16 protein-coding genes and 1 tRNA gene are annotated in these 14871 nt (G+C 65.7%); 11 read left to right on the top strand and 6 right to left on the bottom strand.

Going from position 1 to position 14871, the window contains the following annotated elements; translation table 11 throughout:
* Positions 1 to 48 precede the first annotated feature (48 nt).
* The 3 genes from AC07XB_RS11465 (at position 49) to AC07XB_RS11455 (ending at position 3134) form a co-directional block, all read left to right on the top strand.
* Complete coding sequence (locus AC07XB_RS11465) at positions 49 to 2100, top strand: VC_2705 family sodium/solute symporter (protein WP_492829159.1); 2052 nt, start codon at positions 49 to 51, stop codon at positions 2098 to 2100.
* 62 nt (positions 2101 to 2162) lie between these two features.
* Positions 2163 to 2252, top strand: a tRNA-Ser gene (locus AC07XB_RS11460).
* Between the two features lie 501 nt (positions 2253 to 2753).
* A complete protein-coding gene (locus AC07XB_RS11455; protein WP_492829161.1) occupies positions 2754 to 3134 on the top strand; it encodes a DUF5594 family protein in 381 nt (126 codons plus the stop codon).
* A gap of 21 nt (positions 3135 to 3155) precedes the next feature.
* Here the strand turns inward: AC07XB_RS11455 and AC07XB_RS11450 are convergent, their stop codons facing one another.
* Positions 3156 to 3980 (bottom strand): IclR family transcriptional regulator, encoded by an 825-nt coding sequence (locus tag AC07XB_RS11450; protein WP_492809131.1) that lies wholly within the window; start codon positions 3978 to 3980, stop codon positions 3156 to 3158.
* Complete coding sequence (locus AC07XB_RS11445; protein WP_492376233.1) at positions 3980 to 4762, bottom strand: IclR family transcriptional regulator; 783 nt, start codon at positions 4760 to 4762, stop codon at positions 3980 to 3982. Before AC07XB_RS11445 ends, AC07XB_RS11450 begins: the two co-directional genes overlap by 1 nt.
* Before the next feature lie 227 nt (positions 4763 to 4989).
* Between AC07XB_RS11445 and AC07XB_RS11440 the strand changes: the two genes are divergently transcribed.
* From AC07XB_RS11440 to AC07XB_RS11415, 6 genes are all read left to right on the top strand, one after another.
* Complete coding sequence (locus AC07XB_RS11440; protein WP_416049155.1) at positions 4990 to 6147, top strand: acyl-CoA dehydrogenase family protein; 1158 nt, start codon at positions 4990 to 4992, stop codon at positions 6145 to 6147.
* A 65-nt stretch (positions 6148 to 6212) separates the two neighbouring features.
* Entirely contained in the window at positions 6213 to 7190 is a 978-nt protein-coding gene (locus tag AC07XB_RS11435; RefSeq protein WP_492376232.1) for a Bug family tripartite tricarboxylate transporter substrate binding protein, read from the top strand.
* Positions 7191 to 7244: 54 nt separating this feature from the next.
* Complete coding sequence (locus tag AC07XB_RS11430; RefSeq protein ID WP_492829163.1) at positions 7245 to 8486, top strand: CaiB/BaiF CoA transferase family protein; 1242 nt, start codon at positions 7245 to 7247, stop codon at positions 8484 to 8486.
* A gap of 82 nt (positions 8487 to 8568) precedes the next feature.
* On the top strand, positions 8569 to 8772 hold the full coding sequence (locus tag AC07XB_RS11425; protein WP_043347764.1) for a hypothetical protein: 204 nt from the start codon (positions 8569 to 8571) through the stop codon (positions 8770 to 8772).
* An 89-nt stretch (positions 8773 to 8861) separates the two neighbouring features.
* Positions 8862 to 9083, top strand: a complete 222-nt coding sequence (locus AC07XB_RS11420; RefSeq protein ID WP_253927639.1) for a hypothetical protein — start codon at positions 8862 to 8864, stop codon at positions 9081 to 9083.
* Between the two features lie 117 nt (positions 9084 to 9200).
* The gene (locus AC07XB_RS11415) at positions 9201 to 9485 is read left to right on the top strand and encodes a hypothetical protein (protein ID WP_043347757.1); all 285 of its coding nucleotides are present in this window, start codon (positions 9201 to 9203) and stop codon (positions 9483 to 9485) included.
* A 108-nt stretch (positions 9486 to 9593) separates the two neighbouring features.
* Here the strand turns inward: AC07XB_RS11415 and AC07XB_RS11410 are convergent, their stop codons facing one another.
* Complete coding sequence (locus tag AC07XB_RS11410) at positions 9594 to 10865, bottom strand: serine hydrolase domain-containing protein (protein WP_492829165.1); 1272 nt, start codon at positions 10863 to 10865, stop codon at positions 9594 to 9596.
* 202 nt (positions 10866 to 11067) lie between these two features.
* Here AC07XB_RS11410 and AC07XB_RS11405 point away from each other — a divergent pair, with 202 nt between their 5' ends.
* Both AC07XB_RS11405 and AC07XB_RS11400 read left to right on the top strand, forming a co-directional pair.
* A complete protein-coding gene (locus AC07XB_RS11405) occupies positions 11068 to 11295 on the top strand; it encodes a hypothetical protein (RefSeq protein WP_150983206.1) in 228 nt (75 codons plus the stop codon).
* Between the two features lie 128 nt (positions 11296 to 11423).
* Positions 11424 to 11708, top strand: coding sequence for a hypothetical protein (locus tag AC07XB_RS11400; RefSeq protein ID WP_043347749.1), 285 nt, complete (start codon positions 11424 to 11426; stop codon positions 11706 to 11708).
* 525 nt (positions 11709 to 12233) lie between these two features.
* On the opposite strand, the gene AC07XB_RS11395 is transcribed toward AC07XB_RS11400, so the two are convergent.
* From AC07XB_RS11395 to AC07XB_RS11385, 3 genes are all read right to left on the bottom strand, one after another.
* Positions 12234 to 12620, bottom strand: coding sequence for a hypothetical protein (locus AC07XB_RS11395; protein ID WP_043347745.1), 387 nt, complete (start codon positions 12618 to 12620; stop codon positions 12234 to 12236).
* 98 nt (positions 12621 to 12718) lie between these two features.
* Positions 12719 to 13093: an MliC family protein gene (locus AC07XB_RS11390; protein ID WP_492376099.1), complete on the bottom strand. Its 375-nt coding sequence runs from the start codon at positions 13091 to 13093 to the stop codon at positions 12719 to 12721.
* A gap of 123 nt (positions 13094 to 13216) precedes the next feature.
* A complete protein-coding gene (locus AC07XB_RS11385) occupies positions 13217 to 14821 on the bottom strand; it encodes a glycerol-3-phosphate dehydrogenase/oxidase (RefSeq protein WP_492376100.1) in 1605 nt (534 codons plus the stop codon).
* Positions 14822 to 14871: the final 50 nt, after the last annotated feature.

Genomic DNA, 14871 nt, shown 5'->3' with positions numbered 1-14871 from the left:
CGGCTGCCCAACCCGGCTGCCCAACCCGGCTGCCCAACCACTGCTCCCATGCCTGATGAACAGTCGCGCTTTCGCCGACGGCTGCTGCTGTACTACGGCTTGTTCACGATAGGCCTGTTTGTCTTTATCGGCATGATGGGCCTGCTGGAGCATTCCAGCGGCGATGCTCTCTGGCTCGGCTACGTCTTCCTGTTCGTCACCATCGCCATCTATGCGTGCATCGGGCTGATCTGCCGCACCTCCGACCTCAATGAATACTATGTAGCTGGCCGGCGCGTACCCGCGTTGTTCAACGGCATGGCGATCGCAGCCGACTGGATGAGCGCGGCGTCCTTCATCGGCTTGGCCGGCATCCTGTTTGCGTCGGGCTACGAAGGCCTGGCCTACGTGATGGGCTGGACCGGCGGCTATTGCCTGGTCGCGTTCCTGCTCGCGCCCTACCTGCGCAAGTACGGCGGCTACACCATCCCCGACTTCCTCGCCGCGCGCTATGGCAATGGCAAGCCCGGCGGCAACATGCCAGTGCGCGCGATCGCCGTGTTGGCGGCATCGTTATGTTCCTTCGTCTATCTGGTGGCGCAGATCCAGGGGGTAGGGCTGATCGTCACGCGCTTTATCGGCGTGGAGTTCGCCGTCGGCGTGTTCTTCGGCCTGGCCGGCATCTTGGTGTGCTCCTTCCTTGGCGGCATGCGCGCGGTGACCTGGACCCAGGTCGCGCAATACATCATGCTGATCGCGGCCTTCCTGGTCACGGTCTCGATGATCGCGTGGAAGCACCATCACCAAGCGCTGCCGCAACTGAGCTACGGCACGCTGCTGCAGCAGCTCGACACGCGCGAGCGCAGCATCGAGCGCGACCCGGCCGAGCAGGCCGTGCGCGAGTACTACCGCCAGCAGGCCATCCAGATGCAGGACCGCATCTCGCGGCTGCCGCAATCGTTCGATGAGGAGCGCAATGCGCTGTCCGCGCGCTTGCAGGAGCTGCGCTTGCGTAACGCACCCCTGCGCGAGATCAAGACGGTGGAGCGCGAGCGGGTCGAGTTTCCGCGTGACATAGCGGCGGCCCAGCAGCAATGGAACCAGCAGCGCGAAGAAGCCCTGGCGCGCAGCCAGCCCTCCACGCCGTCGACCGAGCCCTATCCGTCGCCCTCGGAGGCGGAGCGCAAGACCAAACGGCTGAACTTCGTGTTGCTGGTGTTCTGCCTGATGCTGGGCACCGCCAGCCTGCCACATATCCTGACGCGGCTCTACACCACACCTTCGGTGAAGGAGTCGCGCAACTCGGTGGCGTGGGCGGTGTTCTTCATTGCGCTGCTCTACGTCTCCGCGCCCGCGCTGGCGGCGCTGGTCAAGTACGAGTTCTTCCAGCACCTGGTTGGCACGCCATACGCGGAACTGCCGCAGTGGGTAGTGCAATGGCGCAAGGTCGACCCGCCGGTGTTCGGCATTCGCGATGTGAACGGCGACGGCATCGTGCAGTGGGCGGAGATCCTCATCCAGCCCGACATGATCGTGCTGGCCGCACCGGAAATCGCGGGCTTGCCTTACGTGATCTCGGGGCTGGTTGCCGCGGGCGCGCTGGCGGCCGCGCTATCCACCGCCGACGGCCTGCTGCTCACCATTGCCAACGCGCTGTCGCACGACGTTTTCTATCACATGGTCGACCGCACCGCGAGTCACCAGCGGCGTGTCACCACGGCCAAGATCGTGCTGCTGGGCGTGGCCCTGTTTGCCTCTTACGTCACCTCGCTGCGGCCCGGCAATATTCTCTTTCTCGTTGGCGCGGCCTTCTCCCTGGCCGCGTCCAGTTTCTTCCCGGTGCTGGTGCTGGCGATCTTCTGGCGCCGCACCACGGCTGCGGGCGCGGTGGCAGGCATGGTGGCCGGACTCGGCGTGGCGGTCTACTATATCTTCGTCAACTACCCGTTCTTTACCCGCATGACCGGCATTTTCGGCAATCGCTGGTTCGGCGTGGACCCGATCGCTTCCGGCGCATTCGGCGTGCCCGCCGGCTTTGCCGTAGCCATCCTGGTCAGCCTGCTGACGCCGCGCAACGCCCCGGTGATTGACCGTCTCGTGACGTACTTGCGACGCGGCTAGTGTCTTCGATCACGAAACACTAGATTTGCGAAACAACACTCTGATATACTCGCGGACTTGCTGGAGAGATGGATGAGTGGTTTAAGTCGCACGCCTGGAAAGCGTGTATAGGTTAATACCTATCCGGGGTTCGAATCCCCGTCTCTCCGCCAGAACAACGGAAAAAGCCCTTGGTATTCAAGGGCTTTTTCTATTTTCGGGGCAGCTTCAGGGGCAGTGCGCGGGTCTTGCGCGCTGGCATGGGCGAACTCTCCACACATGAAAAAGCACCTGTAGCAGGTGCTTTTTCATTTCCCGCGGTTGAAGGGGGGAGGGGACCGAACCGGGTCGGCAAACTCATTGGGATCCGGTTCGGACTTGCAAGCCTAATCGGCTTGCTCGATCTCACTGCCATGCTGGCCAGAGGATCATCTGCCACTTACCTTCGCTTTGCTACTGCGTGTCTCAGTCGGCAGGACTTCAGTATAGGTCAGCAGGAATCGGGGTCAACCTGAGTTTAATGGCGGGTTGCTGGTGGCTCTCACGCTTGGTTTTTGCCGGCGGGCCATCGTGCTTGTGAGTTCTGCTGCACGTGGCGATCCGCGCGTGTTCCCGATGCCGTCGCGGCAAACGCGCCGTGCTACGATCGATAAAAAATCGGGAAGAGACACACAGTGAGCCAAGACATTGCAGCGCGTTTCAATGCGGAGTTCGCCCCGCGGATTGCGCAGACGATCGTGGATTTGTTCAAGCGCCGCGTTCACGTCGAGGTGGTGCCGGACGAGAGGCCTGGCCGCGCCGCGCGCGTCCGCCTTTCCGGCGAGTCGTTCGATGAGCCGCGGCGGTTCGCGCAGCCATTGAACGTCTATCTGTCGTGGGACGGCCTCGAGGTAGAAGCGCTGTTCGCCGCCGGTGGCGCGGAAAAATTCGAGCACTATCTCGCGGCCCTGCCGGGCAAGATGCGCGCGTGGCAAACGCCCCGGCAGATCGATTTCGGGACGCGCTCGCAGGCAGACCCTACCGTGCTGCTTGGCGGGCTGGATTTCGAGCATTGAGGCTGAGCTGTTTGGGCGTACTCACCGCATCCCCTGCAGCCTTTCCACGTTTCGCACCAGATCCATCAGCCCCGGCGCGACTTCCCGCTCGCGCGCGGCGAATGGCTTGGCTTGTGCTGATACCCCGCAGTTGAAGATCAGCCATTGCGAATCCACCGGCCGGAACAGCGGCACGGCAAAGGCATGGACATCGCTGCGCCATTCGCCACGGTTCACGCAGTAGCCCTTGGCCTCGAAATCCTGCCGCAGGCGCAAGATCTGTGGCTGGAAGCGCAGGAAGGCATCGGGGTCTTGGAGGCGCAGGCGATTGAGCACGCTTTCACGCTCTTCGGCGGGCGCCTTGCATAGCCAGGCCTTGCCGATCGCGGTGGTGAGCATGGGCAGCGCGGCGCCGATGTCCGGCACCGCGACAAGGCTGTCGGTGGAGCGGGCGGTCTCCACATAGATCATCTGCGTGCGGTCGCGCATGCCTAGCGATACCGCACCGCCGACGCGGTCGGCGAGCTCTTTCATCAACGGCCGGGCGATCTGGCGGATATGCATGCTGGCTAGCAGCGGATAGCCGAGCGAGAGCACGGGCGCGCCGAGCCGGTACTTGGCTTGCGCGGCGTCGCGCCGCAGGTAGCCGAGCACGGTCAGCGTGTGCGTGAGCCTTGCCACGGCTGATCTCGACTGGCCGGTGCGTTGTGCAAACTCCTTGTTGCCGAGCAGGGATTCGCCAGGGCGGTAGGCCAGCAGGATATCGATGCCGTGCGCGAGCGTGGTGGCGAACTGGCGATCGCCGGTGTCGCGCTCGTCGCCTACGGGCGTGCCGCGCGATCGGCCGGGTGAGGGCGCCGATGCCATCACGCGATCCCCAACGACGCTTCCACGCGCCGCACCATCCGCAGCAGGCGCGGCCCCATTTCGCGTTCGAGCTTTCGTGGTGTCATCCTGCCGCCTGGCACCCCGCAATTGAAGACCAGCACCTCGCCGTCGATCTCGGCACGCATCGGCACGGCCACGGCATGCACGTCGCGCTGCCATTCCCCGCGCGACAGGCAGAAGCCAAGCGTGGCGAAATCGTGCGCCGCGGCTTCCAGCGCGGTGGCGTGCGCCTGCCATTGCGCGGCGTCGCTGGCGCGTAGCGCCGCCAGCACCGGCTCGCGCTCGTCGGGGGATGCCTGGCACAGCCAGGCGCGTCCGATGGCGGTGGGGAGCATGGGCAGCGATGCGCCGATATCGGGCCGGAAGGCGATGGCGTCGTGCCCGCGGCTGGTCTCCACGTAGACCATTTGCAGCCGGTCGCGCAGGCCGAGCGAGACCGAGCCGCCCACTTCGTCGGCGAGCTGCTTCATCAACGGGCGCGCAAGCTGCCTGACCTTGAGGCTGGCCAGCAGCGGGTAGCCAAGCGAGAGCGCAGTGGAGCCCAGCCGGTAGCGGCGCAGATCGGTGTCGTAGAGCAACAGGCCGCGTGCCGCCAGCGTGTACGTCAGGCGGCTGATGGTGGCCTTGGACAGCCCGGTGCGCTCCGCCAATTGCTTGTTGCTCATGACCGTCTCTCCCACGCGAAAGCACTGCAGCAGCGCTAGCCCGTGCGCCAGCGTGGTGGCGAAGGCAGGGTCCGGGTGATGGGGGCGGAGCGGCATCTGGCGTGAGAGAAAAGCGGTTCAAAGGCGGTTCAAAGGCGGTTCAAAGGCGGCGCATGGGCTGCATCGCAGGGCAGTGGTACGCATCCATCATAGCCATCGCCGGGCATTCCGGGCACGCCTCGCGTTCAAGATAGCGAAACATCGATCCGTTTTTCTGGCACGGGTTGCTACGCTGGTTTCCACGCAGCCGATCCCGGCCGCACTTACCGGATGGAGCAAGACTGATGATCAGGGAACCGGACGCCTTTCAAGCCTTTCTGGCCGAATTGCGGCGTTTCGTGCGCGAGCGGCTGGTGCCGCGCGAGGCCGAGGTGGCCGCGCTCGATGCCATACCCGAAGCGCTGGTAAAGGAAATGGCCGAGCTGGGCTTGTTCGGCTTTTCGATTCCCGAGGCGTACGGCGGCGCCGGCATGACAACCGAGGAACTCGTGCTGGCGGCGCTGGAGTTGTCACAGTGCTCGGTGGCCTTCCGCGCGCGGGTGGGCACCAATACCGGCATTGGCTCGGAAGCGCTGGTGGCGGATGGCACGCCCGAGCAAAAGCGCCGCTACCTGCCTTTGCTCGCCAGTGGCGAGCTGACCGGCTCGTTCGCGCTGACCGAGCCGGAGGCCGGTTCGGATGCCACGGCGCTGACGACTTCCGCGCGGCGCGACGGCGACCACTATGTGCTCAACGGCACCAAGTGCTTCATCACCAATGCGCCCATTGCTGGCTTGTTCACCGTGATGGCGCGTACCGATCCCGCGCGTAGCGGGGCGGCCGGCATCTCGGCGTTTATCGTGGAGCGCGGCACGCCGGGCCTGACCACGGGGCAGCCTTATCGCAAGATGGGGCAAGAGGGCTCGCCGGTCTCGGAGGTGCACTTCAACGATTGCCGCGTGCCCGGCGCCAACCTGATCGGAGGCGAGGAAGGGCAAGGATTTCGCACGGCGATGAAGGTGCTCAACAAGCAGCGCATCCATCTGGCGGCGCTGTGCACGGGGCCGGCCATCCGCATGCTGGACGAAGCGATCCGCTTCGTCACCGGGCGCCAGCAGTTCGGCCAGCCGTTGGCGGAGTTCCAGCTGGTGCAGGCAATGATCGCCGATTGCCAGACCGAGATCTTTGCTGCGCGCGCGCTGATCATGGAAACGGCGCGCCAGCGCGATCGCGGCGAAGACGTGACCATGCAAGCCTCGATGTGCAAGTACTTCGCCTCCGAGATGTGCGGGCGCGTGGCGGATCGCTGCGTGCAGATGTTTGGCGGCTACGGCTATATCGCGGACTTCGGCATCGAGCGCTTCTATCGCGACGTACGCCTGTTCCGCCTGTACGAAGGCACCAGCCAGATCCACCAGCTCAATATCGCCAAGCGCACGCTGGCGCAGGCCGCGGCGAGCTGATCACGAAAGCGCAGAACAGCCGCCGGCCAACTTGCCAGGCGGCGTCATTCCTTCAAGGAGACACCATGTTGAAAACCTTGCTTGCAGCGGGCTCTGTCCTGCTGACCCTGCCTGGGCTTGCGCAACCGGCGCTGGCCGAGGCAAGTTATCCGGCCAAAGTGATCCGCCTGGTCGTGCCGTTCCCGCCGGGTGGGTCCACCGACACGCTGGCGCGCTTGCTGGCCGAGCAATTGAAGGAAGAACTCGGCCAGACCGTGGTCGTTGAGAACAAGGCAGGCGCTGGCGGCAATATCGGCGGCGATGCGGTGGCCAAGGCTGCGCCCGATGGCTACACGCTGCTGCTGGCCGCGGCCGGTCCCACGGTGATCAACCCCAGCCTTTACGCGCGCATGTCCTATGACCCCCTGCGAGACCTCGCACCGGTCACGATGCTGGCGCGCGAGCACAACCTGATGGCGGTCAACCCGTCGGTGCCTGCGCACAACCTCAAGGAGTTCATCGCCTATGCCAAGAGCAAGCCCGGGCAGCTCAGCTTTGGCTCGCCGGGCAACGGCACCACGGCGCAACTCGCTGGCGAGTTGCTGAACCAGTCCGCCGGCATCAAGCTGCAGCACGTACCGTACAAGGGCAGCGGCCCCGCGGTGGCCGACCTGATCGCCGGGCATATCACGCTGATGATCGACAACATGCCGGCGTTGCTGCCGTTTGTGCAATCGGGCCGCCTGCGTGCCCTGGCGGTGGCCAGCGACAAGCGCGCCAGCGCCTTGCCCGATGTGCCGACGGTCGAGGAGGCCGGGCTCAGGGGCTATGTGGTGACCGCGTGGAAGGGGCTGATGGCGCCGGCTGGCACGCCGCGCCCGATCATTGCCAAGCTGCATGATGCGACAGCGAAGATCCTGGCCAAGCCCCAGATTCGCAAGCGCCTGGTGGACCTCGGCGCGGAGCCGGTAGGCAACACGCCCGAGCAGTTCGCCGCGCTGATCCGCAGTGATACGGCGTGGTGGGCCGCGCTGGTGAAGTCGACTGGAACCACGCTCGACTAAGCACGCTGCCCTGAGCCAATTTCCAACACACCAGAACATCGCCTCGGCACCCGCATGAACCACATAGATCAAGACGCGCCCGCCGCGCAGCAGAACGGACCGCTCGCCGGCGTGCGCATCCTCGACATGGCCACGGTAGTCGCCGCGCCATTTGCCAGCACGCTATGCGCGGACATGGGCGCGGAAGTCGTCAAGCTCGAGTTGCCCGATGGCACCGATCCGCTGCGCGGGCTCGCGCCGGTGAAGGACAAGCTGCCGCTGTACTGGAAGGTCACCAATCGCGGCAAGCGCGGCATCACGCTGGATGTGCGCAAGCCGCAAGGACGCGCGCTGTTTCTCAAGATGCTGCCGCGGTTCGATGTGCTGGTAGAGAATTTCCGCACCGGCACGCTGGACCGCTGGGGCCTCGACGCCGAGACCTTGCACGCAGCCAATCCGCGCCTGACGATCCTGCGCCTGACCGGCTTTGGCCAGACGGGGCCGTATGCGGGGCGAGCCGGCTTTGCGCGCGTGTTCGAGGCGATGAGCGGGTTCACCAACCTGGCGGGCGATCCGTCGGGCTCGCCGATGCACATGAACTATCCGATGGGCGACATGGTGGCCGGGCTGTTCGGCGCGTTCTCGATCGCAGCCGCCGTGGCCGACAGCCGGCGCGCGCACGCGCATGGCAACGAGGCGCGTGGCCGCGAGATCGACCTGTCCGCCACCGAGGCACTGTTCCGCCTGCTGGAGCCACTGGCAGTGGAGTACGAGCAACTGGGGCAGGTGCGCCAGCGCGCCGGCAATCGCGCCACCTACACCGCGCCATCGAATATGTACGCTACCGCGGACGGGCACTGGGTTTCGCTCGTGGCGTCATCGGACCCGATCTTCCGCCGGCTTTGCCATGCCATCGGCAAACCTGCCATGGCCGACGATCCGCGCTATGCCAGCAACCCGGCGCGCGTGCGTCATCTCGATACGCTCGACGCCATCGTCAAGACCTGGTTTGCCGCGCATGACGACGAAGCCGTGGCGCGGGCGCTGGGCGCGCACGAGATCCCGTTCAGCAAGATCTTCACCATTGTCGATATCCTGGAGGATCCGCATTTCCAGTCACGCGGCGCGGTCGTCCGCCTGCCCGACCCCGATCTCGGCTCGATTCCCGCGCCCTGCGTGGTGCCGAGGTTTTCCGGCCATGCGCCACCGGCACCCCGCAGCGGCCCCGCGGTGGGCGAGCACAACGCGGCGTTCTACGCCGAGCTTGGCCTGACGCCGGCCGATCTGGAAACGCTGCGCGAACTGCAGGTGGTCTGACAAGCGCGGTGCACCGGCGTTGCGGCAGCCTCGTGCGCAACTCGTGCTACAGTGGCCTGATCCGATTCTCCGGAGGAGCATCATGGCTAAGGATTCCACGCCGCATCTTCAGGCAATTGTCCAGACAGCGCCGCAGGCCGGGCGCTATGTGTGGGTGATCACGCTGGTCGACTTCGCTGCGCAGATGGTCAAGCGCACCATTGTTTCGGACGATACCTTCACCACCTCGGACGCGGCGCGCGTGGCTGGCGACGCGCAGCTCAAGGCGATGGCGGCGGATAAGTAGCCGCTACGCGCGCCATGGGAAAGCGCAGCATTGACACTGTCGGCGCGCAGCGGCCCGCTCGCTGACTGCATGTGCAAGGCGCGGGAGCGATGATGAGCATGTGCGAGGCCTGTGCGCAGATACGGCCCGGCTCGACCGGTGGCACGGGGCATCCCCGGCTGCTTCTGACGGATACGCAGCGCATCAAGCCGCGTGGCCAGCCCGCGATCACCTTTGCCACCTACACCTGTGCCGATTGCGGCTGCCGCTGGCGCCATGAGAGCGACAAGAACGGCAAGGGGCCGGGTTGGTCGATACAGCCGGCAGACTGACGCGGCCCGATTTGCCTGAAAGCATTCCCGCCACCGCCTGGCAACAGGGCGGGGCGAATCCGTGGCGGTGCGGCGCCGGCCGCATCCACCCATCCATCATCGACAGGGGAGCGCAAGTTGGACACTGGACCTTTCACCCGCTACAAAGGCTTCGATCTCTACCCGCTGATCTATCGTCACCAGGCGGAACGTACCTGGCCCGAGCGCCGGCCGGATCGCAGCTTCAACGCGTCGGTGGTGATCTGCCGCGAAGGGCATGAGCCGGGGACCGAGCGCTCGCGCGTGTTTCGCCTCAGCGCCGCGCCCTGGGACAATATCGGCACCGCGCGCCGCGGCGCCGTGAAGTTCGGCGAGGACATCATCAACGGCCTGGTGCCGGGCGAGTCCGTTGCTGCGCTGTAGGGCGCTGTAGGGAGGCCTTGGGGGGCGGTCAAGCGCGGCAGCCGCGGTGGCAGCGGGCGGCCACCGCGGCGCTTCATCACGGCGCTATGGCGCTATGAAGTCATGGGCTCATGGGATCATGGCGCTGTACACCGTGTTCCTGAACCACGCGCGGTAATACTCGCGCTGCCCCGGCGCCTGCATCATCCAGATCGCCACGGTCTTCTCCTTCGGGTCGACCCAGAAGTAGGTGCCCCCGACCCCGCCCCAGTAGTAGTCCCCGACCGATCCCGGCGTGGCCGATTCGCCGGTGCCCGTGCGCGTGCCGAACCCCAGGCCAAAGCCATAGCCCGGCCCCGGCAGGTAGGCCGCGCCGCGCGCCAGGGAACGGGCGCCCACGATGCCAAGGTGGTCGGCCGTCATGTAGGCGACCGTCTTGGGCGATAGCAGGCGCACCCCGTCGATCTCGCCGCCATTGAGCAGCATCTGGGCAAAGCGGAAGTAGTCGGCCGCGGTCGACACCAGGCCGCCGCCGCCCGATTCAAGCTTCGGGGCGCGGCGTACGTCGATCAGCCCGACCGGCACCTTGCTGTCGGGATCGACGGCAAAGGGCTCCGCAATGCGGCCTTGTTGTGCCGGCGGAACCCAGAAACCGGTGTCCTTCATCTGCAATGGCGCAAAGATCCGCTGCTGCAGATGCGTGGCCAGCGTCTGGCCCGACACGCGCTCGAGCAGGGCGCCCAGGACATCGGTGGAGCGGCTGTATTCCCACGTGGTGCCGGGCTGGAACTGCAGCGGCACCTTGGCCAGACGCGCGATGAACTCGGTATTGCTTTGCTCGGTGGCATCCACGTCCAGCCGCTTGTATTCCTCCTTGACAAGCGACTTGCCGAACACGCCGTAGGTCAGGCCAGACGTGTGGCGCAGCAGGTCCTGCACGGTCATTTCGCGCTGGGCGGGCACCAGTTCCAGCACGGGCTTGCCGGCAGCGTCGATCTTCTCCACGCCAACGCGCAGGTCCTTAAGCTCGGGCAGGTACTTCGACACCGGGTCGGCCAGCTGGATGCGGCCGTCCTCGACCATCATCATGACTGCCACCGAGACGATCGGCTTGCTCATCGAGTAGATGCGGAATATCGAGTCCGGGCGCATCGGCACCTTGCCCGCCGTGTCCTGCCAGCCAATGGTCTGCGTGTTGACGATGCTGCCATTGCGGGCCACCAGGTAGACGGCGCCGGGAATGCGCCCTTGCGCGACATCGGCACGCACGCGCGCGCTCATGCTGTCCAGTTGCGTGGCGGAGAAGCCGGTCGTGAGCGGTGCGGTATTTTGCGTGTTGGCCGGGGCCGCGCAGGCGGCCAGCAGTGCGACCGCCAGCGCAGGCAAAGTGCTGCGTATCATTTGTCTCATCCTTTGTCTTATCGTTGTCTTGGCAATGTCTTATCGATGCAGCCTCGGTGTGGCACCGATGTGGCATCGGGAAGGGCTCGATTGCTGCAAATGCAAGGTGATCATCGCATGCGGGTTGGCGCGCGTGAATCGAGGCTCACCCGAATCGGGCCGCGCGCCATGCTACGATCCCGACAAATCATCGGAGGTGAAGATGTCAAAACACGTGTTCACTCGCAGCCAGTACCTGGCCATCCTCAATGAAAGCCTGAAGAACGACCCGAGGTGGAAGCCAGGCATGGCCTTTGTCTTTCATCCGTTGGGCGCGGACGAAGCCAGCGCGACCGGTGTCGGGTGCACCGGCCCCGACGAGGCGCTTCCCGTCTATGCGGAGATCGAGCGGGTGGCGGCGGATTTGATCGAGGTGAGGCAGGCGCGGTAGGGGGCTGGCGCGGTGACGCCATGCAGTGCCGGCCAGGCGTGCATCGCGTCATGTGCACGTCGGAAAGGTGGGCCTTCCCGCCGACCTGCGTACAATACCGCCCCAGACAGACTCTAGCGGAACAAGCCGTGAAAAAGACCGACCTCGAAAAGAACAAAGCGTTGAAGCTCGCAAACAGCCTGAAGCTGTCCGCGGCAGTCCGTGCCGGCCGTGATACCGGCCCGGCCAAGGTCGATCGCCGCGAACAGCGCCGGCTCGACCAGGAACAAGGCCTGGTGCCGTTTGCATGCAAGCTGGATGCCGAACTGGTGAAGCGCCTGCAGGCACTGGCGCCGGCACACGCCGGTGGCATGAGCGGCCTGCTGAAAGAAGCGCTGGAACGCGGCCTGCCGCAGGAAGACGCGGCAGCCTGATTGCAGCGCGCTGGGCCGGGTGGGCAAGAAGCACTGGTTTGTGCCTTTTTGTCCACGCAAACGGTGTGGTGCGCAGGGCCGTAGCAAACAGAAGCAAGCAAAACGCCCGCTGGGTTTCAGCGGGCGTTTTGCTTTTGCTGTTTTGCTTTGAGGGGTTTATTAAGGGGGGTCTCCCGGATGCCGTTCCGGTGTGAGCGAGGGCAAAACCTCAATGCACGAACAGCCAGATCAGCAGCAATACGAAGGCAGGGACACCGAGCAGCCAGGCGAGAATGTAGGGCATGATTTCCTTCCTTTCCTATCTGTTTTCCACGGTTCCACTATAGGCACGGCCGTTTTGGCAGGGTGTCCGGCGGTTTCCGCTTGCGGTGTAGGACTGGGCTGACGGGGGCGGGAAAGACTCGGGGCAGTGCGGTTGCCCGCGGCGAGGCACGCCAGGGCGGAGGGAACGGAGCGGCCGCGGGGACCGCTCCAGGGGATCACAGCCTTATGGCCGTCATCCCTTCGGGGTGGAGCAAAGGGCGCTCAGTCCTCTTCGCCTTCTTCCGAGTCGAGGAAATCGCGGCGAAGCATCCAGTTTTCGATGGCCTCATCGCAGATTTTCTTGAGCTTTTGCTTCTCCGGCACTTTGTCGAACAGCTCAAAGTTCACCAGCGCAATGCCGGCGTCGGAGATGTAGAACAGGCGGCCGGGCTCGTCGTAATGCACGATGCGCCCGTCGATGCCGCTTTCCTCGCTGTCGACCGGCATGTCTTCCAGTTCGACTACCCGGCAGGTGAAGCGGGGCGCGCGAGTGTGGGTCAGATATTCAAATTCGTCATGCATGACCTCGCCGCCCTTGGGCGTAAAGATCGCGAAGCCCCAGATAAAGCGAGGCATCGGCAGATCGGACAGATCATCAATCTCGTCCATGGTGTTCTCCCTGATTCGATAACCCGCATTATCGCTCGGCCAGGGCACAAGCACCAAAATGTTCTGGCGATGACCTGCTCGGGCGCTGCTCCGGAGCCCTATTTCGCTGCGTGGCAGTTGGCGTAGGCCGGTGGCGCGCTCTCGCCCTTGGTCAGGTCCTGCAGCATGCCTTCGTCGCCCTTGGTGATCCACAGATACGCGCCATGCGCATAGCGGGCGCCCGAGCCGGTCAGCACGCTGACAAAGAGCAGCGGCTTGCCATCCAGCCGCAGGATGGCGATCTGGTTGTCGGTGCTGTTGAAATAGCGCGCCGTGACCTGCTTGCCGTCTTCGCACTGGTAGCGCACGGCACGGGGCGGGTCGAAGCGCACGCCGTCGATACCGGGCTTGGCCATGGCGGGGGCAACGGCCAGGCCGATGGTGGCGGCGATGGCGCAGGTAGTGAAGCGACGCAGGGGCGAACGAAGAGGCATGTGGTTTCCTTGTTGGCTAGCTCGGTAGCAAGATGCCGATGGCTGATGAGGCGGCCCAGGTCGTGACTGGCGTACTCCCCGCGGCACGCGCGGCGGGGTGGCGTCCCTGCCGCGGGTTGTCGCTCAGGCCAACATATAGCCGCTTGCCAGCTCCCGGAAGCTGGCTACCTCGGCCGCTTGCCAGGCGGCGTCGTGCCCATGCTCCTCGGCCAGGATCTCGGCCACCCGCGGCGCTGCCGCACTCGCGGCGCTGGCTTCCAGGAACAGGGCGCGATTGCGGCGCGCCAGCACGTCCTCGACTCGCCGAGCCAGTTCGAAACGCGCGGCAAAGCGCACATGGGCGGCGGTCAGCCCGGCGCCGGGCACGAGCATGTCGTCGTTGCCGGGCAGCGTGTGCAGCATGCCGACCTCGTTGCCGTAGTAACGGTCCGGCGAGCCGCTGCCGGGCGCGGGCAGGTTCGCGGGCAAGCCCTGCGCGCCGTGCAGCGGCAGATCTGCTGTCACGCAGGGCGCGGCCGGCAGCATCTGGCGCTGGATGGCCGTGCCCACCACGTCCTCGGCCATCTTGCGGTAGGTGGTCCACTTGCCGCCGGTGACGGTGATCAGGCCGGCCTTGGACACCAGGATGGTGTGCTCGCGCGAGAGCGAGGCGGTGGAGGCTTCGCCGGTGGCCTTGACCAGCGGGCGCAGGCCGGCCCAGACGCTGGTCACGTCGGCGCGGGTTGGCGCGCGCGACAGGTAGCGCGTGGCGGTCTCCAGGATGAAATCGACGTCGTCGGCGCCGGCGCGCGGCTCCAGCGGCAGGTCCTTGCGCGGCGTATCGGTGGTGCCGATGATGGTGTGGCCGTTCCAGGGCACGACGAAGAGCACGCGGCCGTCATCGGTCTTGGGGATCAGGATGGCACGGTCGCCGGGCAGGAAGCTGCGCGGCAAGGTCAGGTGCACGCCCTGGCTGGGGGCCACCATGCTGCGGGCCTGGCCGTCTTCCATCTGGCGCACGGCATCCACCCACACGCCCGTGGCGTTGATCACGCAGGACGCCTTCAGGTCGAAGCTGGCGTCGCCCAGTACGTCCTTCACGGTGACGCCGTCGATCACCCCGTTGCGCTGCGACAGCCCGCTCACGCGCAGGTAGTTGATGGCCGTGCCGCCCACGTCAAACAGCGTGCGCATCAGCGCGATGGCCAGGCGGGCGTCGTCGAACTGCCCGTCGAAATACAGGTTGCCGCCGCGCAGGGGCCGCCCACCCACGTGCTCGGCCAGGGTCGGCGCCGCTGCCAGGGTTTCGCGGTGGTTGAGCCAGCGGCTGCCGGACAGGTTGAGGCCGCCGGCCAGCATGTCGTATAGCTTCAGGCCGATGCCGTAGAAGGGCTGGTCGAACAACTGGTAGGCCGGCACCACGAAGCCGAGCGGCCACACCAGGTGCGGCGCGTTGCGGGCCAGCAGGCCACGCTCATGCAGCGCCTCGCGCACCAGGCTGATATTGCCCTGCGCGAGATAGCGCACGCCGCCGTGAACCAGCTTGGTGGCCTTGCTGGAGGTGCCCTTGGCGAAGTCGGCGGCCTCCACCAGCAGCGTGCGGTAGCCGCGCGAGGCGGCGTCCACCGCCGTGCCCAGGCCGGTGGCGCCGCCGCCGATGACGATGACATCCCACTTAGGCTCGCGCTCCAGGGTGGCGAGCAGGGTGGCGCGGTCGGGCGGCAGGATGGGGGTGTGCAGTGTCTGCATGATTCCTTGTTTGGTGCGAATGCGTGTCGCGGTGTTGCTTGTATGTACTT

Source organism: Cupriavidus sp. GW821-FHT02F09 (assembly GCF_059421605.1).
Note: the sequence above shows the minus strand (reverse complement) of the source record. Positions and strands in the feature narration are given on the sequence as shown.

Excerpts from the sequence above, each read along its gene's own strand:
- AC07XB_RS11385 (WP_492376100.1), bottom strand. The coding sequence starts at position 14,821 with ATGCAGACACTGCACACCCCCATCCTGCCGCCCGACCGCGCCACCCTG.
- AC07XB_RS11430 (WP_492829163.1), top strand. The coding sequence starts at position 7,245 with ATGAACCACATAGATCAAGACGCGCCCGCCGCGCAGCAGAACGGACCG.
- AC07XB_RS11425 (WP_043347764.1), top strand. The coding sequence starts at position 8,569 with ATGGCTAAGGATTCCACGCCGCATCTTCAGGCAATTGTCCAGACAGCG.
- AC07XB_RS11410 (WP_492829165.1), bottom strand. The coding sequence starts at position 10,865 with ATGATACGCAGCACTTTGCCTGCGCTGGCGGTCGCACTGCTGGCCGCC.
- AC07XB_RS11450 (WP_492809131.1), bottom strand. The coding sequence starts at position 3,980 with ATGGCATCGGCGCCCTCACCCGGCCGATCGCGCGGCACGCCCGTAGGC.
- AC07XB_RS11420 (WP_253927639.1), top strand. The coding sequence starts at position 8,862 with ATGATGAGCATGTGCGAGGCCTGTGCGCAGATACGGCCCGGCTCGACC.
- AC07XB_RS11440 (WP_416049155.1), top strand. The coding sequence starts at position 4,990 with ATGATCAGGGAACCGGACGCCTTTCAAGCCTTTCTGGCCGAATTGCGG.
- AC07XB_RS11435 (WP_492376232.1), top strand. The coding sequence starts at position 6,213 with ATGTTGAAAACCTTGCTTGCAGCGGGCTCTGTCCTGCTGACCCTGCCT.
- AC07XB_RS11445 (WP_492376233.1), bottom strand. The coding sequence starts at position 4,762 with ATGCCGCTCCGCCCCCATCACCCGGACCCTGCCTTCGCCACCACGCTG.
- AC07XB_RS11390 (WP_492376099.1), bottom strand. The coding sequence starts at position 13,093 with ATGCCTCTTCGTTCGCCCCTGCGTCGCTTCACTACCTGCGCCATCGCC.
- AC07XB_RS11395 (WP_043347745.1), bottom strand. The coding sequence starts at position 12,620 with ATGGACGAGATTGATGATCTGTCCGATCTGCCGATGCCTCGCTTTATC.
- AC07XB_RS11465 (WP_492829159.1), top strand. The coding sequence starts at position 49 with ATGCCTGATGAACAGTCGCGCTTTCGCCGACGGCTGCTGCTGTACTAC.
- AC07XB_RS11405 (WP_150983206.1), top strand. The coding sequence starts at position 11,068 with ATGTCAAAACACGTGTTCACTCGCAGCCAGTACCTGGCCATCCTCAAT.